At 47.5% G+C, this 23,538-nt stretch carries 19 protein-coding genes and 2 pseudogenes; 7 read left to right on the top strand and 14 right to left on the bottom strand.

The window, feature by feature from the left end:
• Positions 1-259: 259 nt before the first annotated feature.
• Positions 260-1,399 (top strand): homoserine O-acetyltransferase MetX, encoded by a 1,140-nt coding sequence (gene metX / locus H5P27_RS14380; RefSeq protein ID WP_185661090.1) that lies wholly within the window; start codon positions 260-262, stop codon positions 1,397-1,399.
• Here metX and H5P27_RS14375 read toward each other — a convergent pair.
• The 3 genes from H5P27_RS14375 to H5P27_RS14365 form a co-directional block, all read right to left on the bottom strand.
• Positions 1,392-1,934 (bottom strand): hypothetical protein, encoded by a 543-nt coding sequence (locus tag H5P27_RS14375; protein WP_185661089.1) that lies wholly within the window; start codon positions 1,932-1,934, stop codon positions 1,392-1,394. The two genes, metX and H5P27_RS14375, sit on opposite strands and share 8 nt — an antisense overlap.
• Positions 1,935-1,960: 26 nt before the next feature.
• On the bottom strand, positions 1,961-2,560 hold the full coding sequence (locus H5P27_RS14370; RefSeq protein WP_221774720.1) for a methionine biosynthesis protein MetW: 600 nt from the start codon (positions 2,558-2,560) through the stop codon (positions 1,961-1,963).
• A gap of 93 nt (positions 2,561-2,653) precedes the next feature.
• The gene (locus tag H5P27_RS14365) at positions 2,654-2,863 is read right to left on the bottom strand and encodes a hypothetical protein (protein WP_185661088.1); all 210 of its coding nucleotides are present in this window, start codon (positions 2,861-2,863) and stop codon (positions 2,654-2,656) included.
• 164 nt (positions 2,864-3,027) lie between these two features.
• Between H5P27_RS14365 and H5P27_RS14360 the strand changes: the two genes are divergently transcribed.
• A complete protein-coding gene (locus H5P27_RS14360; RefSeq protein ID WP_185661087.1) occupies positions 3,028-4,233 on the top strand; it encodes a glycosyltransferase family 4 protein in 1,206 nt (401 codons plus the stop codon).
• Here the strand turns inward: H5P27_RS14360 and H5P27_RS14355 are convergent.
• A complete protein-coding gene (locus H5P27_RS14355) occupies positions 4,193-5,524 on the bottom strand; it encodes a glycosyltransferase family 2 protein (protein WP_185661086.1) in 1,332 nt (443 codons plus the stop codon). The genes H5P27_RS14360 and H5P27_RS14355 overlap by 41 nt on opposite strands.
• Before the next feature lie 19 nt (positions 5,525-5,543).
• Between H5P27_RS14355 and H5P27_RS14350 the strand changes: the two genes are divergently transcribed.
• From H5P27_RS14350 to H5P27_RS14335, 4 genes are all read left to right on the top strand, one after another.
• A complete protein-coding gene (locus H5P27_RS14350) occupies positions 5,544-6,356 on the top strand; it encodes an ABC transporter permease (RefSeq protein WP_185661085.1) in 813 nt (270 codons plus the stop codon).
• Between the two features lie 98 nt (positions 6,357-6,454).
• Entirely contained in the window at positions 6,455-7,735 is a 1,281-nt protein-coding gene (locus tag H5P27_RS14345; protein ID WP_185661084.1) for an ABC transporter ATP-binding protein, read from the top strand.
• The gene (locus tag H5P27_RS14340; protein ID WP_185661083.1) at positions 7,735-9,468 is read left to right on the top strand and encodes a class I SAM-dependent methyltransferase; all 1,734 of its coding nucleotides are present in this window, start codon (positions 7,735-7,737) and stop codon (positions 9,466-9,468) included. Before H5P27_RS14345 ends, H5P27_RS14340 begins: the two co-directional genes overlap by 1 nt.
• A 7-nt stretch (positions 9,469-9,475) precedes the next feature.
• Positions 9,476-11,389 carry a glycosyltransferase gene (locus H5P27_RS14335; RefSeq protein WP_185661082.1) on the top strand — a complete coding sequence of 638 codons (1,914 nt, stop codon included), beginning with the start codon at positions 9,476-9,478 and terminating at the stop codon, positions 11,387-11,389.
• A gap of 169 nt (positions 11,390-11,558) precedes the next feature.
• On the opposite strand, the pseudogene H5P27_RS19650 reads toward H5P27_RS14335, so the two are convergent.
• Positions 11,559-11,645 (bottom strand): annotated as a pseudogene (locus H5P27_RS19650) (integrase core domain-containing protein); the annotation flags it as partial.
• A gap of 340 nt (positions 11,646-11,985) precedes the next feature.
• Between H5P27_RS19650 and H5P27_RS14330 the strand changes: the two are divergent.
• Positions 11,986-13,791 (top strand): hypothetical protein, encoded by a 1,806-nt coding sequence (locus H5P27_RS14330; protein WP_185661081.1) that lies wholly within the window; start codon positions 11,986-11,988, stop codon positions 13,789-13,791.
• 915 nt (positions 13,792-14,706) lie between these two features.
• On the opposite strand, the pseudogene H5P27_RS14325 reads toward H5P27_RS14330, so the two are convergent.
• The 9 genes and pseudogenes from H5P27_RS14325 to H5P27_RS14285 form a co-directional block, all read right to left on the bottom strand.
• Positions 14,707-15,947, bottom strand: a pseudogene (locus H5P27_RS14325) (IS256 family transposase).
• 602 nt (positions 15,948-16,549) lie between these two features.
• A complete protein-coding gene (gene atpC / locus H5P27_RS14320) occupies positions 16,550-16,954 on the bottom strand; it encodes an ATP synthase F1 subunit epsilon (RefSeq protein ID WP_185661080.1) in 405 nt (134 codons plus the stop codon).
• A 25-nt stretch (positions 16,955-16,979) separates the two neighbouring features.
• Positions 16,980-18,398 (bottom strand): F0F1 ATP synthase subunit beta, encoded by a 1,419-nt coding sequence (gene atpD / locus H5P27_RS14315; RefSeq protein ID WP_185661079.1) that lies wholly within the window; start codon positions 18,396-18,398, stop codon positions 16,980-16,982.
• Between the two features lie 45 nt (positions 18,399-18,443).
• Positions 18,444-19,322, bottom strand: coding sequence for an ATP synthase F1 subunit gamma (gene atpG, locus H5P27_RS14310; RefSeq protein WP_185661078.1), 879 nt, complete (start codon positions 19,320-19,322; stop codon positions 18,444-18,446).
• A gap of 35 nt (positions 19,323-19,357) precedes the next feature.
• Positions 19,358-20,890: a F0F1 ATP synthase subunit alpha gene (gene atpA, locus H5P27_RS14305; RefSeq protein ID WP_185661077.1), complete on the bottom strand. Its 1,533-nt coding sequence runs from the start codon at positions 20,888-20,890 to the stop codon at positions 19,358-19,360.
• A 46-nt stretch (positions 20,891-20,936) separates the two neighbouring features.
• Entirely contained in the window at positions 20,937-21,332 is a 396-nt protein-coding gene (locus H5P27_RS14300; protein WP_185661076.1) for a F0F1 ATP synthase subunit delta, read from the bottom strand.
• Between the two features lie 29 nt (positions 21,333-21,361).
• Entirely contained in the window at positions 21,362-21,916 is a 555-nt protein-coding gene (gene atpF / locus H5P27_RS14295) for a F0F1 ATP synthase subunit B (protein WP_185661075.1), read from the bottom strand.
• 91 nt (positions 21,917-22,007) lie between these two features.
• Positions 22,008-22,214 carry an ATPase gene (locus tag H5P27_RS14290; protein ID WP_185661074.1) on the bottom strand — a complete coding sequence of 69 codons (207 nt, stop codon included), beginning with the start codon at positions 22,212-22,214 and terminating at the stop codon, positions 22,008-22,010.
• A gap of 78 nt (positions 22,215-22,292) precedes the next feature.
• A complete protein-coding gene (locus H5P27_RS14285) occupies positions 22,293-23,099 on the bottom strand; it encodes a F0F1 ATP synthase subunit A (protein ID WP_221774719.1) in 807 nt (268 codons plus the stop codon).
• Positions 23,100-23,538: the final 439 nt, after the last annotated feature.

The raw sequence follows: 23,538 nt of genomic DNA, 5'->3' as shown, positions 1-23,538 counted from the left end.
CTAGGCTTTGCGAAGCCAAGGCATGCGAACGACACAAACAACGAGATTAATAAAGCAATTTTCATGAGGTGACACGAATCGGGGGAAAAGGAGGATGTTTCCCGCACAAACGGGTTCGCTCCTTGGCTGCTTCTGGATTCAGAAACTTCTATAATCTGACATAGTTTCAACGCAAAAAGACCAGCACTTGTAGAACGACTTCCACAAGAAGTCTTCTTCGCACTCGACACCTGACACGCCCGACGCAAAACATGGGGCCATGAACGCGAGCGAAGAGGATCAGAGACTGGACGAAGCCGGCGAGGTCGGTCTGGTGGAACCGCTCGATTTCCACTACCCGCAACCTTTTACTTTCGAAAGCGGGCAGACCATACCTGAATTCACTCTCCGATACGAAACCTACGGTCGGCTCAACGCGGACAAAAGCAACGCCATCCTGATCGCCCATGCCCTGACAGGCGACCACCATTGCGCTGGCATTCACTCCTTGCGCGATCGCAAGCCAGGCTGGTGGAACAACATGATCGGGCCGGGCAAACCCATCGACACGAAACGTTTCTTCGTGATCTGCTCCAACTGCATAGGCGGCTGCCAAGGCTCTACCGGCCCCGCTTCCATTAACCCGGAAACCGGAGAGCCCTACCACCTGACTTTCCCATTCGTGAACATAGTGGACATGGTCCGAACCCAGAAGCTGTTGCTCGATAGCTTCGAAATCCCTCACCTCTACGCGGTAGTCGGAGGATCGATGGGCGGCATGCAAGTCCTTCAATGGGCCATAGAATACCCAGACTACATCCATCGCATTTTGCCCATGGCCACCACCTGGCGGCAGAATTCCCAAGCGATCGCATTCGATGAAGTTGGACGCCAGGCCATCATGCAGGACCCGGCTTGGAACCAAGGTAACTACGAGCCCTCCGCCGGACCAAACGTAGGATTGGCCATAGCCCGTATGATGGCCCACATCACTTACCTTTCCGATACCAGCATGGATCGAAAGTTCGGGCGACGCCGACAAGCAGGCCATGACAGCAAATACAGCTTCGATATAGAATTCGAGGTGGAGAGCTACCTGCGTTACCAAGGGGAAAGCTTCACCAACCGATTCGACGCGAATACCTATCTCTACTTCACCAGAGCGCTCGGCTACTTCGATCTGGCAGGCTCGTACGGGAGTTTGGACAAAGCGGTGGCTCAGATGAAGTGTCGCGCCCTCGTAGTAGGATTCACTTCAGACTGGCTTTTCCCGCCCGCCCAAAACCGAGACGTCGTGCTAGCCATGCTTAGGCAAGGCAAAGAAGCGTCCTACCTGCAAATCGATCTAGACCTCGGGCACGATTCTTTTCTGGTGGATTCGCCCGAACTATTCGAACTGACCCGTGCTTTCCTCAGCTAGCAGGAATGATGTAAAAATTGATGTGGGCAAAAGTAGCCCGCTTCGGCTGCCGGATATAACGCAGCGATAAACCGAGCTCTTCGAATACGGCCCTGACTACCCCTTCCAAAAAAGAGCAACAACGCCGAGGCCCCTCGCAGGCCAGGCGCAAACTCTCTTCGCTCTGAGAAACCTTTTCCACCTGAAACGTTTCTCCACCGGGCAGCGGAAGGTCGTCCAATTCGCCAAATTCCGAGCAAACTTCCAGCACCATTGCCCAAGGGTTCGATTCGGATTCTTGCCCCCAGGATTCTTTACGGAAACGACTCGCCCTGAACCAGCGCTCACCCACTTGACGCAGAAGCTCTTCCGTATCCATCCGCAAGCGTTGAGCGACCGACCATAACGCCAAATCGAATTCCACGCCACTGAGAGGACCTTCGCCACGAGCTCCGAATTCTTCTAACAATTTCGCTCGTTCACCCTCGTCGAAATTCGCGAATGCAAACTCCAGAAACGTCAGGAATTTGGGACAGCCTTCTACTGGAAACCTCATAAGAAAAACAAAGCGGAAAACTTCGCCTATTTGATCGAAAGGTCAAACAAGGCATATCCGCTGGTCAGGTTTCTCATACGACGACGCTCGCTCGTCCAGTCTCCTCCTAGACAAAGCTCCCGATTCACAGCTATTTGATTCTTTCGGCAGAAATGCTCGAACTGCAGTACAGAGACGGGATTCGAGGGCCGCGAAACGGACCAAGGCGTCGGATAAACTTCGTTTCGGATAATACGGCCGTTGAGAAACATGCTACAACGATTCCGCCAATAGCCAAAATTGACGAAGCCCACCAACATATGGTCTGACACACGGAGTGCCTCCTTGATGACAGTTGCGGGCTTGTTCAACTCCTGCAGCGTCCGAGAGCAGATGACGTAATCAAAGTGCTTGTCCGGGAAAGATTGCATGAACTCCATCAAGTCTCCCATGAACACGCTCAACCCACGCTTCACGCAGGAGCGGGCTTTTTCAGGGTCCAGATCTACGCCAACCGCCTGAATTCCCAGCTTAGCCTTGAGGTACTCGAGCAAAACGCCTCGACCACAACCCAAGTCAAGCACGCGAGAGCCAGGCTTCACCCAATCGCTCATCACGCGCATATCAACTGTCCGCTTGTCTTTCATGCCTTAGGGAATTCCAAGCGACCACCAAAGACGCCCCTCCTCGAGCCTACAAGGCTGAAAACTCGCCCAGTTGCAAGCGAGCTAAGCGACTACCTAGCGAGACTTCGACCTGCCTAAAAGCCGCGTCGCGAGAAGAATTGCCAGCGACACAGCTCCAAGGAGCCCAAACGAACCTTGTACTGATCCCCAGGCAACAGTTTCCACAGCATTGGAGGAGGGGTTCTGAACGAATGCTTCAGCGGAAGCAGACAGGTGGAAAACGAGAAAGGCGATGGCAGCAAACGAGAGATGGATCTTTTTCATAGCAAATTTTTAACAAACCTTACGTGTAAGGTTTTCGGCATGAGTAAATAGGTATAAATTCATATCAAGCCCAAAATTAGTAGATTCACCCTAGTTTTCCAATTTGGCGCAATTCTCTCAAATAACTCGCCTTTCAGGCTCGTTTCGCCACCAAAGAGGACTTCATGCCCAAAACGACCAGCAAGCCGATAAGAGTAGCCTACGATATCGCTAGGCTAATCGCTGGCGGCGAGAACGGTGGGATCAAGGTCCACCACTACGAATTCCTCAGAACCTTCGTTGCCAATCACTCCGACCAACTTCAATTGCACATTTTCTGTGTAGAAGAAATAGTCCCCGAGCTCGAGTTTCTCGGCGAAAAAGGAAATCACCAGATTCACATACTCGGCAAAAGGGACCAATTTGAACCTCGAAATTCAGACGGCAGCCTACCCGCACTTCACTACTGGCCACACCGGCCTGAGAACCTGCTCGAGCTCCTCGAAATCGACGTTTTGTACGCCGGATTCGGCTTCTCCCACCTGTATAGCCCAAATATCCCGCAAATTAGCCTCATAGTGGACGTTCTGCATCGGGCTCACCCCGAGTCACTCCCCCCCGAGGAAGTCGCCTTTAGGGACAAATGGTACGCCGAGGAGCTGGAAAAAGCGACCCTAGTCCAAACCAACTCCGAGTTTTGCAAAAAGCAGCTCATCGACGAGTTCGGAGCGGATCCCGAAAAGATTTTCACCATAGCCCTCCCCCTACACGGACGATTCAACCGCGTCGAGATGGGCCCACTCCCAGATCAGCTAAAGGGCCTAGAACACAAATACTTCCTCTACCCCGCCAACTACTGGCCCCACAAAAACCACGAAACCTTGCTTGAGGCATTTTCGAGAACTCACTCTGGAAATTCTTCTGCCATACCCCACTTGGCATTCACTGGGTCCGAAGGTCCCGCACAACGGAAGCTCGAAAACAAGGCCAGTGAATTAGGCATCAGGGAAAAAGTGCACTTTCTCGATCACCTGGAGTTGGAACGCTTGAAATCTGCATACGAATTGAGCAAGGCGATCATTTTCCCCTCCAAATACGAGGGCTTCGGCCTACCCATCATCGAAGCAGCTCATTTTCAAAAGCCATTGGCCTGCAGTAGAATTGATCCGGTAAGAGAAATATCTCCTGCAAACGCAATTATGTTCGATCCCGAGTCAGCTGAAGATCTGACTAATGTGTTCGAAAAAACGGACTGGATTCGAACCAGACTACCTTCAAATGACGATCGATTAGATCTCGGAACACAAGCTAGGACGATAGTCAGAAGATTCGATGAGGCGAACTCAGCCCTTAGTCAGCATCGCAAAGGCGTCTCCATATTCGGGAGATAAAGCCAACCCACGAGTCCAACTTCAGACGAGGGGTAGAAAACTCCGCATCCAGAAAATTGGAATATTCATCGAGTCTTAGCAAATCGTGGGAGGCGACCCTCCAAACAACTTTCCAGGGAGCGTGGGATGCGATCATCCACAATCTGTTCCTCGTAGCATGATAAACTTGGAATGGGGATTGGGTTCCCGCCGTCGCGGACCTTGCGTGGTAGACACGACTTTGCGGTTGGTAAAGAATCTTGTAGCCTGATCGTCTCAAAGTTCGGCTCAAATCGACATCCTCATAGTAAGCAAAATAGCCTTCATCAAAGGGAAGCTCTCTACTCAAAGCTGACTTTCGGACAAGAAGAGAGCAGGCACTGGCAACTTCTAAATCGATAGAATGATCGAACTTCAGGCTATCAGATTGATAGATTCCTCGTTCAGTGACATGCCAATCCTTCTCAATCTCGCTACCCGCATTGTTTACAAGGTATCGTGCCCCCACACCGTTTGCATTGAACTCATACTTTTTGTGAAGCTCCGAGGTCAAAACAACCCTGATCGGCTCGCTTTCCCCCCACTTCAGTCGACATACAGTTCCAACTAAGCTCGGATGATAGCTGAATTCTAAGGCAATAATTCCGTTTTCATCCTCAGGCACGTCAAGTACAGAAGACCTCGAGGTCCAGGTCCAAACTTCATCATTTTCATACTCAGGTCCGTAAGTGCCACAAGCGGTAAACAAACTTACACTCTTCGAGGATAACTTTACCCGAATTCCTAATTCTCTGTCATCGGAACTTTCCTCGATTGAGCTGGGTACGAAAGTTGAACTTTCGACATTCAAAGCTCCATAGCGATTTTGAAATAAAACTTTAGAGGCTACCGCACCCACATCATTGGAGGTCTCAATGCTGTTTACGAGATGTTGAAGCCAATCCTTTTCCGGCAATGCGTCATTGTTCAAGAACGCCACAAATTCGCCACTTGCCGCTGACCAAGCAAGATTTGCCCCTCCTGCAAAACCGAGGTTCTCCCCCGGGCTTAGAATAAGAAGATCTAAGCCCTCCGATTCCGCTACGTCGGGTAAAGGTTCGCCATTCACTACAACAACAACCTCAAAGTCACGATAGCTCTGTCTTGAGAGAGCCGAGCAAAGTGCAGACCAATAAGCACTACCATTAAAATCGAGGACAACTACGGACACGCAGGGACTACGCTTTAATTTTTCCTCGATCATCTCCTCCCCAAACCCATAGTCCGCTGCTTTGTCAACAAGTCCTCGACAATGCCCAAGGTACGTAGGCATATCTCGCACACGGCGACACATGACGAAATTCATAACAGCTACTTCAAAAACCGTAGGAACCATCTTCTCGCATCGGCACCTCATAAGTCAGTTGGCTTTGCGAAACATCCAAATGCAATACCGAGGAAGTTACCTGGGGGTTCTGTGGACCTTGCTCACACCCCTGATGATGCTCGGTATTTACTCATTCGTATTCGGTTACGTATTTGGAGGATCATTCAACAACGAGACACCACTCGAACACGCATTGGGAATTTTCGTCGGTCTAGCCATCCACAATTTTTTCGCTGAAACAATTGTCATCACTCCCACCATAGTTGAGAGCAACGCCACTTTCGTGAAGAAAGTAGTGTTTCCTCTGGAAACACTCATTATTGCTCGGCTGATGGCCTCGCTACTAACTCTAGCGATCAAATCAATTCTGATCCTGATAGCAGCTCTCATTCTGGGAAAAACCTTAAGCTGGAACTATCTGGGGGTAATCGCATTTCTTCCGATTATCTTCATGACTGCGACTGGAGTCGGAATGTTGTTTTCGAGTATTGGGGTCTTCATTAAAGATTTGGGAAATGCATCCCAATTTATGTCTATGGCACTCTTGTTCGGTAGTGCGATTTTCTACCCTATGGACAAAATACCAACTGGAGCTTGGGCTTTTCTGAAATTCAATCCTCTAATCTACATGGTCGACGGTGCTAGAAACGTGGTCATCTGGAACCGACCGATCGCTCTAGAAAACTACTACACACCAGCTATTGTCGGCCTAGCCATTTTCATGACAGGAAACTTCGTTTTTCAAAAGTTGCGTCCCTCATTTTCAGACTATCTATGAGCGATTCCGAATATGCCGTAACCTGCGAGGGGGTAACAAAGGACTACAAGATTTGGAAAGATTCCAGTTCCCGCCTGAAAGCACCTATCTGGGCTTTGATGAAGCGAGTATTCGACAAGGGAAAGCATGAAAACCCATACTATTCTACTTTCACTGCTCTGAAAGACGTCAATTTTCGTCTGAAAAAAGGAGAATCCATAGGGATTATTGGCAGAAATGGTTCTGGGAAGAGTACTCTTCTGCAGATTTTAGCAGGCACCCTGCAACCCTCAACAGGTTCTGCAAATACTGACGGAAGAGTGGCAGCTCTTCTAGAACTCGGCTCTGGCTTCAATACTGAGTTTTCAGGGCGAGAAAATATCTATCTCTACGCATCAATACTCGGAATCAAAAAAAAGGAAATAGACCGAATCTACCAAGATATCGTCGACTTTTCCGAATTGGAAAAATTTATCGACCAGCCTCTGAAAACGTACAGTAGCGGTATGACAATCCGACTAGCGTTTTCGGTTAGAATTCACCTCGATCCCGAGATTTTAATAATCGACGAAGCTCTAGCGGTTGGAGACTTTTATTTCGTACAAAAGTGTACTCGGTTTATCAAGGACTTCATAAAAGACAAAACACTGGTTCTAGTAACCCACGACCTATCTTCAGTCCAAAATCTCTGCGAACGTTGTCTTTGGTTGAAAGACGGGATTGTTGAATACGACGGCTCACCCAAAGATGCAGTTGAGAGGTATTTAGCTCACTATCATACGAACCTTCCGGAAGAAGCAACGCCCGATCAGGACGAGATAAATGAACAAAAAAACTCTTCTGTTCCAACTGCTGCCGACATCGAAGTAGAAAAATTTGACCAACGAGATAGAGTACCGATTCACACTATCGCGAACGAGTGGGAAGTGCTTCTGCTCAACGAGCCGTCTGATTCCTTCGGTACCGGCGAAGGTAGCGTAGAATCCTGTACTTTGGAAGATACCGAAGGACGACAACTAGTAGGTATTGTAGGCGGTGAAATCGTAAGGTTGAAAATTAAAGCGAGAGCTTCTGTAGAGATACATGCACCAATCCTCGGATTTAATCTGAAAGATCGGCACGGCCAATATATTTTTGGCGACAACACTTATCTCAATACGCGAAATGAGCAGCTAAGCATCGCTGCCGGAAAGACTATAACAGCAAGTTTCGAATTCAGGATGCCAATACTACATCCTGGAGAGTATGCATTTGCGGTTGCTTTTGCAAAAGGCACCCAAGAATCGCACATACAAATCCAATGGGTTCATGAGGCTCTTCTGATTCGCTCTGAATCTCCTGTCACTCACCAAGGTCTCTGCGGAGTCCCTATGCATAAAATCACCACCGAAATTAACTGATGGAACGATTTCTTACTGAATCCAAATCTGAATTTCCTCAACTGTACTACGAACATGTACACCGTTATTTGCTGGCCAAAGAACATATAGAAGGAGGGAACGTACTGGATTTGGCATGTGGAAGCGGTTATGGTTCACGAATTTTGGCCGAAAAGGCGGAAGCTGTTACGGGTATTGATATATCCGAAGAAGCAATCAAATCCGCCTCTGCTACCTACAAAAAATCGAACCTAAAATATAAAATAGCCAACTGTTACGACACCAAACTTCCAGCAGAGTCCTTTGATTATATCATAAGCTTTGAAACAATCGAGCACCTAGATTCGCCAGAACTATTGCTCGACGAGGTCAAACGTATTCTAAAACCTGACGGACTTCTAATAATATCTTCTCCAGATAAATTAGAGTATACAGATAAGTCGCCTGTTAAAAACGAATTCCATAAAAAGGAACTCTACCATGAGGAGCTCAAAAAGGAATTAGAGTTGCGATTCAAAAATTGTAGTTTCGCAAAACAGAGAATGGTAGCAGGCTCACTAATATTAAGTGATTCCAAATTTAGCAAAAATACACAATGTGGTGTATATTATGGCGATCACCGAGGAAGTCGCTACTCAATTTCTCTTCCGGAAGGACTATACTCAGTTGCATTTTGCTCGAATTCGGTTCTTCCAAGTTTACGTTTGGGGATTTTCGAGAACAAGCTGGACAGTGCTATCAACTGGGATGCTAGGGAACAAATAATTCCGCAAAGGCAAAAGGTACAAGAATTAGAGTTAGAACTCGCTAACGCAAAAAAGCAGCTTCTCCTTAAAGATGAACAGCTAGGCAATATAGCCTCCTCGATAACTCCACTCGATCAAGGAATTAAGGACTTAATACAGAGAGAGAAAGTATTCATCGATCACACTCGAGAAATTGACGAACTAAAATCGAAATATTTCGATCTTCAACAAGACAAAAGAGATAGAGAAAAGATACAACAAGAGTTGGCAGAGCAAAGACTCGATCAAATAGAGACTCTGAAGGAGGTTTTGGCACAAAAAGACGGCCAAATAAGCACTCTAGGTGCACAGCTATCGGAGAATGAGGAGCAGATGACCGAAGCAAATCATAACTTAGAAAATCTTGAGAGTCGAAATGGTGTGTTATGCTCCGAGAACGAGAAACTCAAAGTAGAGGTAAGTAAGCTAGGTCAGTCAGTCATTGAGCGACAAGCCCGAAGTGAGGAAGAAATTGCGGACCTTGAAAACACTATATCTATCATTAAAAAAGAGAATGAAACATGTGTTTCACGCTTAAAAGTTGAGATCTCAACACTAGAAACGGAACTTTTAAATTCAGAGGATAGCAAAAAAGAATTACTTAACAATTTGGATATTTGTAAAATAGAAATAGAATCTCTTCTGAATTCAGTTTCGGACATCGAAGCCAATAGCCTAGCTGCTCAAACAAGAATTGATCTATTATCAAAGGACCTTTCAAAATCAGTTTCTGAAAAAAACTCAATAGATGAGTTAAACCAAACTCTCCATGAGAACCTGAAGGAATCTAATAATCAAATTGAACAATTGAATATTAGATTATCGGACTACGTAGACCGCCTAGAGAAAGAAACTTACTATCATCAAAACTTTGAGCAGCGGTATGATCATCTAAAATCAACTTTCTCCTGGAAAGTGACTACTCCATTGCGAGCCATCCGTCGAACCTTGTCTAGAGTATTTAAGTAAATTCAAGATGGAGCATACCCCTGTAACTGTTACCGTAATAATCCCTGTTCACAATCAGATAGATTACCTGAGAAGCTGTATACTATCGCTTAAAAAAGCAGCAAACAACACAAACTTTGAAATCCTTGTCATCGACGATTACTCCAGTCATGAATCAGTGATCGAGATGTCAAAACTTTCTGGTTTTCGGTTGATTAGGAACTATGAAAACTTGGGATTTCTTCGCACCTGCAATAGAGCAGCACTCAATACAACCTCACAGTATATATTCTTCCTAAACAGCGACACTGAAGTCACAGATGGTTGGCTTGACGAGCTAATCGATGTATTCAGTAGATTCGAAAATGTTGGCTTGGTTGGTTCTAAATTAGTATACCCAGATAATACTCTGCAAGAATGCGGGGGTATTGTTTGGAAAGACGGATCAGCATGGAACTATGGAAGAAACGAAGATCCGCACCTACCACAGTACAATTACACAAAAGAAACTGACTATGTTTCGGGAGCAGCCATTCTAATTGAGAGAGAGCTATTCCTTAGCTGTGGAATGTTCGATACGAGGTACAAGCCAGCTTACTACGAAGACACAGATTTAGCATTTAAGGTACGTAGTGCGGGAATGAAAGTGTTTGTCGAACCTAAATCCGTAGTGATACACCATGAAGGAAAATCGAACGGGACAGACACTGGAAGCGGAATAAAGCGCTATCAAATTCGGAACGGCAGAATTTTTCTAAACAAATGGCGTCACGTACTACAAAAGGAGCATTTCCGAAACGCTGAAAACGTGTTGAGAGCTCGCGACAGGTCCACCAAATGCAAAAAAATCTTAGTCATTGACCACTACGTGCCCAAACATGACCGCGACGCCGGATCAAGATGTATATACATGCACCTGAAGCTTCTCAAATCGATGGGATTTTCAGTAACTTTTTTTACAGACAATTTTTACCAAGACCCAGTTTACACCCCAGATATAGAACGGATGGGCATAGAGATACTGTACGGGGTCCACTACCTAAAAAACCATAGATCCTGGCTGGAAGAAAACCTAAACCAGTTCGACTATGTATTTCTATCACGCCCACACATTTCAATAAAATACATCGATTTAATAAAGAAGCAAACAAGGGCTAAAACTATCTATTTTGGCCATGACATTCACCATGTCCGTATGAAACTAGAAAAAGATTTCAATCCGGATATAAGCTACGAAGACATTCTCCTCACAGAGAAGCAAGAAATAGACTTATGGAATGAATGCGATTACTTATTGTACCCCTCCTCGGAGGAGGTCGAAATAATCTCGCAAGCTGGCTTTTCCGAAAAAGCTATTGAAGTTCCTATTTATTTTTACCCCGAGAACGAAGAAGCGAACCGACTACCCTTCGAACAAGCTCAAGACTTTTTATTCGTTGGCAATTTCAATCACCCACCGAATTTAGATGCGATAAAGTGGTTCATCTCAGAAATTTTTCCAATGATTCTGAAAGCTCTTCCAAACGCTAGACTTAAGATTGTTGGATCCGCCATACCCAATGAAATTAAGTCACTTGAAAGCGATAAGCTGTCAATTGATACCGATGTCACCGATGAAGAACTAAAAAACCACTACAAGCAATCTAGAGTATCAGTAGTTCCACTACGGTTCGGAGCCGGTGTTAAAGGAAAAGTGCTCGAATCGATGTTCTACCAGCTACCGGTTGTTACAACTTCGTTCGGAGCTCAAGGGATACCCGAAATAGAGAAATGTGCTCACATTACAAACGACGCGGAAATATTCGCTAAACATTGTATCGAACTGTACACTCGTCGGGATACATGGAATTCATATTCAAACAGATCTAGAGTTGTTCTTCTAAAAAAATATTCAATGAGCAATGCAGAGAATATTTTTTCTTCAATAACTAAGTCACACTGACCTACACCCGTTTTCAGTGCCACAACCAGTGTTAGGTTCCGACAGCTGTTAGTGTCTTAGGTTCTAGTGTATAGTTGTTTGTATCATCCACAAAATAGACCTCTAGGGGTCTCGCTGCGACCTCGGGCGGAGTCCGATATCCTAGCGGGCTCTGGGGCCTATAATTGTTTTATTTCTGCCTCCAGTCCTGCAAGATGTTCCGGGCGTGGGCGACGATGTCGAACCAATGCTCAACGAGGCATTCGTCGCGCGGCTTGCCGTTGAAGCTTTAGACGTAGCGGTTCTACTGCGGCTTGCACCATTTGCCTTTCCCTCGGATCATATCCTTTTACTTTCATATTTGCTATTGGAGGACTCTCAATCTAACAGCTACTTAACTTTGCGAACATGTAAGAATGAACTCTACTTTCTCTTATTCCCCCAAAGCTCGCCCATCAGTTTTCCAAAAATATCTTTTTCTTCTGATCGCTCGAAGGGGATTGAGAAGATTTAAAATTACCCGATTTTCAGAATATACTCGATTGGCAGCATTTTGAAAAAGAAAACATATTTATAGAAAGGCTAAAGTGCTAATAAAACGGATCGCAAACAACACTATGTCATATTTCAAATACGCGCCGCCCTTAATCATAATCGCAATTACGGCTTTTGTCATCTTGCCAATCAACAATCTTAGCCCCACCAAAAGCTTACCAAGTTTAGGCCTTACAATTTTGACGATTGGGGATATACAGCAAGTCGCTGATTCGAACCTAAACGAGGTACTAAATTTTGATAGGACTAGTTATCCAAACTCCATACCTAGACACCAAAAATTGAGTCTAGTACTTGTTGCAGGGATGTACACCAAGATAACTGGAGTTTCACCAGCAACGGCGTACGTGACCATAATATCCTCCTTTGCACTACTTAGCTACATCATAATTTATAAGACGCTCTTTGCAATAACAGCATCGTCAACAATCAGCATACTACTCCCGCTTTCTTACTTTTTCAGTCCATACATCAGCACTCATTCAGGACACCCTCCTGTTTTATTTTCATTTTTCCTATTACCTACGGTTTTCTGCATTATTTTCAGATCCTACTATTACTTTCAACGGTCACAGACACCTAAATCGATATTCCTGAATGTATTAGTCACTTCTATATCATTCATATTTTTAGCATTCACAGACCCGTACGCACTTGTATTTAGTATTTTGTTTTTCTCATTACTATCAATCCGAAGTTTCCTACATTTGACTTCAACTGGAACGACCATCGAGAAACTTACCAAATTCTTAATATTCACAGCCACACCCCTTGGGATAACATACTCATTATACAAAATGAGCATGGGTGAGGACAAGACCTTCATTACGATGCCATTCGACTTCTTTAGGGCCCAAGGAATGGATTTGCTTACCTTCTTTCTTCCTCAAAAAGGTCTTTTACTCCCGGAGCTATTTGGGTACACCATGAACAAAATCGACAAGTTGGAGTTTTATGGTGACGGCTCCAATATTCGTGGAAATTACCTAAACCCAATCTTCATAATATCAGCAGTAATGATCTTCTGCCTAGCGTTGATTAGTACAAAAAGATATTTAAAGAACACATCAATGGTCTTCCTAGTATTCTTTGCAATGACTCTGCTATTAAGCTTAGGACCTTCTTTAAAAATCAATTCTCATAAAGAACGCACCGCAACAAAGGACAAGATTTCTTTCAATGACTATTTGATGCCAAGTGAGGATGCAATCCTCGATCTCCCACATGGCAACATTTACAAATTTCCGGTTATCAAAGATATGAGAGCCGTTTATCGATGGACTATTGCTACCAAAATTGCTGCATTGTTTATTTTTGCTTATTTATATAGATTCCTATTTAGATCCAAAACACTTAGAAGATATGCATTTTTAATTGTAACGATTATTATCGCAATAGAATCGCTACCAACTGATTACACGAATAAAATATCACTTGGACACAAGTTCATGAGGTCATACGACGCACTATACGAAGATTTGATTCCGCCGTTGGCAAATATCTTGACACCTGAAGATATAGTGTTTTTCCCAACAGTCGGGAACCCATACCTCATCAACTACATATCGCCAATGGTTGGATTCAGAACCTATAATATAGCTGGCGATAAGGCAATTCCAATCGCAAGAAAGAATTGGCCTGATTCTGTTAGGACGATAGAAAAACCCGAAGCGTTAAGTAACGACAACCTTCTAGAGGCGTTTAATTCCTCGGACTTGACAGCTGTTGTCATGACCAAATTCGACCCTCGCTGGAACTCCTATTCTTGGCCGCCAAAAACCGCTGATCATTTTGATTGCTCTAGATTAGACCATAATGTTTTCGATGTTATCGAACTCGATTACTATTCGGTAATCAAGAAGAAGTGAAATCCACCATCGGATTTTGTGAAGCATAAAACGATTCTCAAAAATAATCATATTATCTGCCGTAAATAAGATTATTTGTTAGTACACTGCAATGGATGAACACCATCACTCACCGAGAAAACCTTCATTGTATCAAAATGCTAAACGTCCCTACTAATGCCCTTATCTTTCGCAGCTATGATCTGCTACTAAGAACGGTTAGCGAAGACCGACGCTGAGTGTTGCTATGTGTACAGCGGGGTTCTCTACATCAGGAAGACAGCGAGCCGATAGCATCCGAATACTTTCGGAAAATAGTATAGTACATTACCGGCGATGATCCGGTAGGCTGTTGGTTTTGAAACAAAAATCCAAATGGAAAATCTAACGGAAAGACAGTAAACGAAACTGAAACAACTGATAATTCGGCATCTACATAAAGGATGTGAAGTAGTGAGGATCGATTTCGGTAACCTCAAGTAAGATCTCTGGGGATAGTTCGAGGGAAGGTAAAGGTGGGATAAACCGACCTCTGGACAATAAAGCCGAGCAGACCTGCCACGCCTCTTAGTGAAATACGTTCCGCCCATCGCAACCACACTGAGAGTATCAACTGAACGCCGGAGCTGGAGAAGTGTAACTAGAGAGCTCGACTTTTAGTATAGTGAGCTTAGGTGCCCAGATCATCAAGTCCTACCTCGCCAATACCCGCATATCCGACACGATCCCCTAGGGCGGAAGTATCGAGCCTTTGGCGCTCTTCGGGTGACTCGGGCCAGTCGAAATGGCAGTGATGGAGACGCCGGGTGCCGCGTTAGTGTCCGGAATCTTTCGCAAAAAGGCAGCTGTACCTTTAGGCAGTGGCGTATTTGTTATTTGGTTATTGGTTAAAGGTATCTAATTGTCAACTAGTCCCCGAGGGGGCTAGCCGCCGCTTCAGGCGCTCCTCTCCTCGTTTTCTTCAACTAGCAGCTTCATGTCCAGATAGACCCGGCTGTCCGACCACGACTTCGAAGCGACGTATCGCAATCTGGCGCAAGCCAGCATCAACGCGCTCTTGCCGTCGGGGAAGCAGCCGACAACGCGGGTCCGTCGTCTAATCTCCTTCATTATCCGCTCGAGCATATTGTTGGTTCGTATGCTGCGATGGTGCTTCCTTGGGAAACGGTAGTAGGTGACGCTCTCGGATATACCTGCGCGAAGCGCCTCGGCTGCCGTTGCCAGCTTCATCGATTCTAGAGCGTCGGCCACTTCCATTGCCTTCCGGGTAGCCGCCTCGGCCGACTCCTGGGCGTGGATGGCCTTGAGCATCGCTGCCGCTGTCGCCTTCTTGCTGTGCGAGACCTTGGCCAACACGTTGCGGTGGAAGTGGAAGACGCACCTCTGCCACTTGCTTGTCGGATAGATCTCGGGCAGAGCCTCTACAAGCCCCTTGGACTTGTCGGAGACCGTCAGGTCTATCTTCTCGATCCCTCGCGAGTAGAGGTTCCTGAGCAGCTCCAGCCAGCTGTCCTTCGACTCGCTCATCCCCTCGACGACGCCGAGAACCTCGCGGAAGCCGTGCTCGTTGACGCCGATGGCGACAAGCACGCTTACGTTCTCCATCTCGCCTCCCCACGAGGCTTAAGCCACAGCCCGTCCATGAAGGCGTAGACGTAGCGGCTTCGCAGCGGTCGCTGCCGCCACGCCTCGATGCGTTCGTAGATCTTCTGGTTGAGATCGCTGACGGTCGAAGGGCTTACCCTCGCTCCCCAGAGAGCTTCGGTTATGTCCTCTATCCGCCGAACCGATACGCCAGCCAGGTACATCTCCACAAGCGATTCCTCCGCGCTGGATTCGCGCCTGCGGTAGCGCTCGATGATCTGGGTCTCGAAGCTCGCTCCGCGAAGCTTGGGGACCTTCAGCTTCACTTCGCCGGCTCCAGTATGCAGCTTGCGTTGGTAATGGCCGTTGCGATGAGCCGAACGCTCGTCGCTGCGTTCGTAACGCCTTGCGTTGCAAATTTGGTCAGCCTCCGCGTCGAGCAGACCGTTGATCGCCTCCTCAACGGTTCCTCTCACGAAGCTGCCGAGGTCCTTTTTCAAATGCCCGAAGTCGATCCTCACGACTTCGCTGCTTGATGCCGATCCCTCGGCAGTTATCGTTTCATCTACCGTCTTTCCGTTGGTGTCTTCCATTTTGGTATTTGTTTCAACACCAACTGCCTACCGGATCATCGGCGGAAAGGCACCTCTACTATTTTGCGAAACTTTTCGGACGTTATCGGTGCCGCCCCAAACGCCCGACTCGTCCACCGAAAGGAACTTGAGCAAGGCTCTGGTGCGGTTGGATAAAAGGTAGAGCACCCCCCGGGCTCGCCTCCGCCAACGAGCAGTCGAAGCGTGTTCGCCACTTCCTCAGATCGCCCCCCCCCGTAAACATAGCATCGCTCAGCTTCGACTTTTGCCATCCACGCATCATAGCAGATCATGGCCGCAGAAAGATAGACGCGTTAGGACGGAAGCTTACGCTCTTCCTTGGCAGCCCCAAAGTGAGCAAGGCAAACCGTCACGATCTACACGAGCCTGGTGTACTACCGCTACGGAGTGGAGCCGACAACCTACCGCAAGGTTGTCCTCGTAAATGTTGCCCAAGATGATAGCTAGCGAGGGAGGAGGACTCACTGGAAGAAAAGGCAAATACGTGCTAGGATGGGCCTTACATTTCTATAGCAAAAAAAGAATCGTCAAGGAAACGCCCTGACGACTCTACTAATGAAATAAAGTTTAGAAGTAAATTACTACTTCTTTTTCTTCAACAGTTGCTGGATTGAAGCGTATTGGACGGTGGTTTCCATCAGAGCGATTTCTTCTTCGCTCATTTCTTTGGCATTCTTAAGGGCTTCTTGCGCACGGGCTATCGCTTCAGCGACTTCAGCTTCGTCGATATCGTCCTCGCTGATAGCGTTTTCAGCTAGAATCGAAACTTTGTCCCCGATGCATTGAGCAAAGCCTTTGCTTACAGCTAGGTGATCAACGCCACCGGACTTACTGACCGCGATCTCACCAGCTTGTAACTCGGTGAGGAGCGGTATGTGGCCTGGCATGATCCCGACTTCTCCAGTGGTCGTTGGCATAACGACTGAATCGACGGTTTCATCGTAGACCTTCCCGTGAGGGGTTACGATTTCTAACTGGATGGACATTACCTAATTGGGTCGTGAATTCGATTTACGCCTTCGCAGCTTCGAGCACTTCGTCGAGTCCGCCCTTCATGTAGAAGTCGTTTTCAGCGATGTGATCGAGTTCGCCATCCAAGATTTGCTTGAAGCCTTTGATGGTGTCCGAAACCGGAACGATCTTACCTGGGAATCCAGTGAATACTTCCGCAACGTTGAAAGGTTGGGAAAGGAACTTCTGGATCTTACGTGCACGGAAAACGGTTTGCTTGTCTTCTGGAGAAAGCTCGTCGAGACCAAGAATCGCGATGATGTCCTGCAAATCCTTATAGCGTTGTAGTACCCGCTGTACTCCACGGGCTACGTCGTAGTGCTCCTGTCCAACAACCGCAGGTTCGAGTGCCTTCGATACGGAAGCGAGAGGATCAACCGCTGGGTAGATACCCAAGTCAGCGATCGAACGCTCAAGCACGATAGTTGAGTCCAGGTGAGCGAAGGTGTTTGCCGGAGCTGGGTCAGTTAAGTCGTCCGCAGGTACGTAAACCGCCTGGAAGGAAGTAACGGATCCCTTTGTGGTGGAAGTGATGCGTTCTTGAAGAGCACCCATTTCAGACGAAAGCGTTGGCTGATAACCAACCGCTGATGGGGAACGTCCCAAAAGGGCGGATACTTCGGAACCGGCTTGCGAGAAACGGAAAACGTTGTCGACGAAGAGAAGAACGTCCTGGTTCTTTTCGTCACGGAAATACTCAGCCATTGAGAGAGCTGAAAGGGCGACACGCATACGTGCACCTGGTGGTTCGTTCATTTGTCCGTAAACGAGCGCCACCTTGGAGTTTTCGATATTCTGTTGGTCGATAACTCCGGAATCGGACATTTCGTGGTAAAGGTCATTACCCTCACGCGAACGCTCCCCTACTCCAGCGAAAACGGAATAACCACCGTGCGTTTTCGCGATGTTGTTGATGAGCTCCATGATGACAACGGTCTTACCAACACCAGCACCACCGAATGCACCAACTTTACCACCCTTGATGAACGGGCAAATTAGGTCGATAACCTTGATACCTGTTTCAAGAATCGTCGCCTTGGTGTCCTGCTCAGTAAGCGGAGGAGCGGGTCGGTGAATCGGGTATTTCTTATCGAATTTAACTTCGCCACGTTGGTCAACTGGATCGCCAGTTACGTTAAAAATACGACCGAGAACGCCCTCACCTACTGGTACAGAGATAGGTGCGCCGGAGTCGAGGATCTCCATACCACGCTTCAGACCTTCAGTAGAAGACATCGCAACGGCACGAACAACGCCTTCACCAAGGTGCTGTTGAACTTCTAGAGTCAGATCGATCGACTCACCAGCAGCTTCGTACTGGATAGTGAGCGCCTGGTAAATTGGCGGAATTGTTTCTGCGGTAAACTGGACGTCTACAACTGGTCCAATAACTTGGAGGATCTTTCCGGTGTTGCTCATAACCTTTTCGGTGGTGGAAGTTTTGTTCTGTAAAATAGGGTTTTCTTAGCCGTTGGAAGCAGTAGCCGCGGCAATTTCGAGGATTTCTTGAGTGATGGCCGCTTGGCGGGCCTTGTTGTATTGCAGCGTAAGAGAATCAAGCAGCGAGCTCGCGTTGTCTTTCGCCGTCTTCATAGCAACCATTCGAGCACTGTGTTCTGACGCTCTTGCTGAAAGTAACGCTTGGTGCGCTTCACGGTTAACGAAAAGTGGAAGCAAGGATGAGAGGATAGTCGCTGGGTCCGGCTCAAACTTCATCTTTCGCTCGTCGAGACTTTCATGATAAGGCTCCGCGTCTTTGCCACGGAGGCTGTTGATCATGTCGTCTAGGTTGCTGATCGGAACCAGCTTACCGAAAGATGCTTCCTGAACGAGTGTATTCACAAAACGAGGATAGAGCACTTCGACAGTGTCGATCTCGCCAGCTTCATACTTTTCGATCATGAATTCCACGATCTGTTTAATCTGCAGGTAAGGGACTTCGTCCGGCACGGAGAACTCCGCCAGCAAGTCTAGCTTGTTTCTGCTGACGAATTGAACCGCTTTTCTGCCGATCGTTACGAAGCGAGCTTCGTCCTTTACCTTCAGCACTTCACGAAAAACGTTACTGTTGAGAGGCCCGCAAAGTCCGCGGTCAGTGGATACGACTAGGATTCCACGTTTCTTGACTTCACGCTTTTCGAAAAACGGATGCTCTATTCCATCGATGCGATCAGAGACGTTGGCCAACACCTCCGCTAGCAATGCTGCGTACGCCTGGCCAGAAGACGCATTCTGTTGCGCCTTCTTCATCTTTGAAGCCGCGACAAGCTCCATCGCCTTTGTTATTTGGCGAGTATTCTTGACCGACTTGATGCGGGTGCGGATTTCTTTGGTACTTGGCATCTAGGAAATTCCTAAGCTGGAGGAGTTCGAGAGTATTAGGCGAAGCTTGGTTTCCACTCGTCGTAAGCCTTCTTAAGCTCAGCACCCAATTCGTCGTCGATCTTGGCCTTCTCGCGGATGCTTACTAGCAGGACTTCCTTGCGAGTTGTGAAGAATTCACGGATCGACGCGGCAGCTGGCACAATACGAGAGACATCAATGTCGTCGTAGTAATTATTCTGGATACCCCAGAGCACTGCTACCTGCTCTTCGATTGGAAGTGGGTTGAAGGCTGGCTGCTTGAAGAGCTCCACGATGCGGGAACCGCGGTCGAGCTGAGCTTTCGTTTTTGCATCGAGGTCAGAACCGAACTGTGCGAAAGCGGCTAGTTCGCGGAACTGTGCCAGTTCGAGTTTGATCTTACCCGCAACTTGCTTGGTCGCTTTGATCTGTGCGGCAGAACCAACGCGGGAAACCGAGAGACCTACGGAAACCGCAGGGCGGATACCTTGGTTGAATAGGTCGGTTTCCAAGAAGATCTGTCCGTCAGTGATTGAAATCACGTTCGTTGGGATGTATGCAGAAAGGTCACCGGCCAAGGTCTCAATGATAGGGAGTGCTGTGATGGATCCATTTCCGTTGTCTTCGTTTACACGAGCAGAACGTTCAAGAAGACGGGAGTGCAGATAGAAGACGTCACCCGGATATGCTTCACGACCAGATGGGCGCTTGAGAACCAAAGACATCTGACGATAGGCGGCAGCGTGCTTGGAAAGGTCATCGTACACGATCAAGGCATCCATACCGTTCGACATGAACCATTCGGCCATCGCGACTCCAGAGTAAGGAGCAAGGTATTGGTCAGCAGCAGCGTCGGACGCACCCGCGGTAACGATAATTGTGTACTTGAGAGCTCCTGCTTCTTCAAGTACGCCAAGCGTACGAGCGATGTTGGAGTTCTTCTGTCCTACCGCGACATAGATCGAATAGACGGGGCGGAAGCTTTCGTCACCGGAAGCGAGTCCTACCTCATTGATCTTCGCCTGATTGATAATGGTATCGATAGCGATGGTAGTCTTGCCGGTACCACGATCACCAATGATAAGCTCACGTTGACCACGACCGATTGGAATCATGGAGTCGATAGCCATGATACCAGTCGCCAATGGCTGGTCGACCGACTTACGTTCAATAATACCAGGAGCGATCTTTTCAACTGGGTAAGATTCGGAACTTTCAACTGGTCCCTTACCATCAACTGGAGCACCCAGAGCGTTCACTACGCGTCCTAGAAGTCCTTTGCCAACTGGAACGGAGAGAAGCTTGCCAGTGCACTTTGCTTCGTCACCTGCCTTAAGGTGAGTCGACTCACCAAGGATAACAACACCAACAGCGTCTTCTTCCAAGTTGAGGGCAATGCCGATCGTTCCGCCTGGGAATTCGATCATTTCGTTGTACATGGCCTCAGACAGACCTTCGATCTTAGCAACGCCGTCAGCAATGGTGACGATCTTGCCGATGTTGCTCTGGACAGTCTTAGTCTGGAGGTTTGCGATCTGTTGTTCGATTTGCTCGATGACGGAACTCATAGTGTTCTAGCGTTTAGGAAAGATGCTTTGAAAATTGGGGTGTGAATTAAGATAAGGTTGCCTCTAGCTCCTTGAGAGCTCCGGCGACGGATGAGTCGTAAACGTCGCAACCGACCTGAACACGAAGTCCAGCAATCAAAGCGTCGTTTCGACTTGCGGTAACAGAAATATCTCGACCGTAGCGGTTAGTGAATTGCGATTTTATCCCATCAATGGCGGAGGGGCTCAATTCACCGGCATATTCTACAACAGCTGTATTGTTAGCGACCTCACGCTTAACCAGCTTAAGGAACTCCTTGAGGACGCCCGCGTAGTTGCGTGGTGGATTTTTCTCCAGCACCTGCAATATGGCTGATGCGCGCTCTTCCGAAAAAGTCCCGTTTTCGGAGGCCAATTTCATCAGCCCCTTTGCGTAGTCTACGATCTGCTTGTCGCGTGTCATTGAAGTTTGGTTACCGCTAAATAGATGATCTAAACGAGAGTCGCGCTAGCGCTTTCGGAGTAACGAGATTTTTCTTCTTCAGTGAGCTCCTTGGCCAAAACCTTGCCGGCAGTGGCAACTACGAGTCTCGAGATCTCACTGCGAGCTTCAGCCAACATTTGCTTACGGTCGTTTTCGATCTGGAGCTCTGCTTTCTTGGTAATGTCTTCAGCAGCTTTGATCGCGTCTTGCACGGACTTGTCGATTCGAGCTTCAGCTGTCTGACGAGCTTCGGTTACGATAGTCTTCGCTTCCACTGAAGCTTCTTGCAGAATCTTTTTCTTTTCCGCTTCGGCCTCCGCAAGCTTCACCTTCATCTCTTCGGCGTATTTGAGGCCGGAATCGATCTTGGCCTCGCGCTCGTCCATGGTGGCTAGAACTGGCTTGAAAGCGAACTTCCAAAGTACCCCCGCCAAAATGGAGAAGCTAATTGCCTGCATTATGATATGGCTCGTGTGGATACCAAACGTTTCCGCAAGGCCGGCCGATTCTGCAGTGGCTGCATGTGGATCTGCCGCCGCCAGGATTTGGATGAGGTCAGTCATGTTCGATTAAGATGCGAAAGTAATTTGAAGAAAGGGATAATGGCGACGCCGGTCGCATTGGAACCGGCGACGCCGTAGAAGAATCAAGATCTTACTTGATGAAGAAGATCGAGAGGATACCGAGACCTTCAGCGAGAGCCATACCGAGGATGGCCTGAACCAAGATCTTACCGGAAGCGCCAGGGTTGCGTCCGACTGCTTCAGCAGCCTTAAGGCCGATAAGGCCAACTCCAACCGCAGCTCCGAGAGCTCCGATACCTGCACCTACGTTACCAGTGATTTCAGCAAGGATGTTCATTTGTATATGTATTTTTTGTTAGCTAGTATATTGCCGCCCACATTTTATTGCACATGGTCCCGACAACAGAGTCGTTTCTTAGTGGTGTTCCTCGCCATCTCCGTGGTTACAGATGAGACCGACATAAACACTGAAAAGGAGTATGAAAACGAGCGGTTGGACGAAGCCAACAATCAGCTCGAGAAAGTAGAAAGGGAAAATGAAACCAGTTTGGTGCAGCAGACTTTCTCCGCCGTAAATGTTTCCAAATAGACGAACGGAAAGCGTGAGCGGACGGATCAGAATGGATACCACTTCGATAACACCGACGATGAGGAAGATTGGCCAAAGCGCCATCCACATGAAATTACCGACTTCCTTCTTGTCCGCCTTGTTACCGAATAGATCTTTGATGAGTACAACAGGCCCATCAGACTTCAAGACGATGAAGAGCCAGGCAATCATGGTTACAAGAGCGAGAGCGATCGTTCCGTTCCAATCAGCGTTGGCTGGACGGATCCAAGGATCAGTGATGTGGAAATGTCCATCAACCATGTGCCCAGTTCCAAGGCTACCAACACCAGGAAGCAAACCACTCCAGTTTTGGATGAGGATGTAGAAGAACAAGCCGAGGATAACAGGCAGGCTCATGCGAAAAGCCTTCTTGCCTACAATCGGTAAAGTGGTGTCACGCACGAAAGTCACAAGCGCTTCAACAAGCGCCTGACCTTTGGAAGGAACCAAACTAGCCCGACCTACCATCAACTTGATAGCGATGATCAACAGGATCGAAACTACCCAACCAGTCACCATGGAATTGGTTACTGGAAGTCCGAAAATATTGAAGAGCTCGTTCGCTGCAGGACTCACTTCCGCAGAGGCATTAGCCAACGGAATGAGCAACATTAGAAATGAGAGGAGTAGTGTCTTTTTGCCCGCCATAGGTGAAAGAATGAGATTTGTTGGACGACGCTGGATCCGTCGTCAACTCTGGAAAGGACTTTTGGGAAGTTTAGGGACTAATGAGAGAGAAACCGTTTAAGAAAGTAGCTTCAACTTAATAGAGATCTAAAATTCTTGGCTAGGCGCAAAGCGTCTGACAGAAAGAATTCAAATGGCGAAGGACAATCTCAGCGGAGCTTTGGTAGGGCTCAAAGAAATAGAACGCAAAAGGGCCCCACAAAAAGCGAGACGAACACCTCCGCCGAAAAGAGGTAGGCCCAAGGCATTCGACCCGTACTACCTCTTTTGCACATTGCTGGTCATACTTTGCATCGGGCTACAGTTTGTCGCCATCGTTCTCTACGCATAGCCACAACGAAAAGTCAGAGCTATTAATCGTGCT

Source organism: Pelagicoccus albus, assembly GCF_014230145.1.
Taxonomy (GTDB): domain Bacteria; phylum Verrucomicrobiota; class Verrucomicrobiia; order Opitutales; family Opitutaceae; genus Pelagicoccus; species Pelagicoccus albus.
Note: the sequence above shows the minus strand (reverse complement) of the source record. Positions and strands in the feature narration are given on the sequence as shown.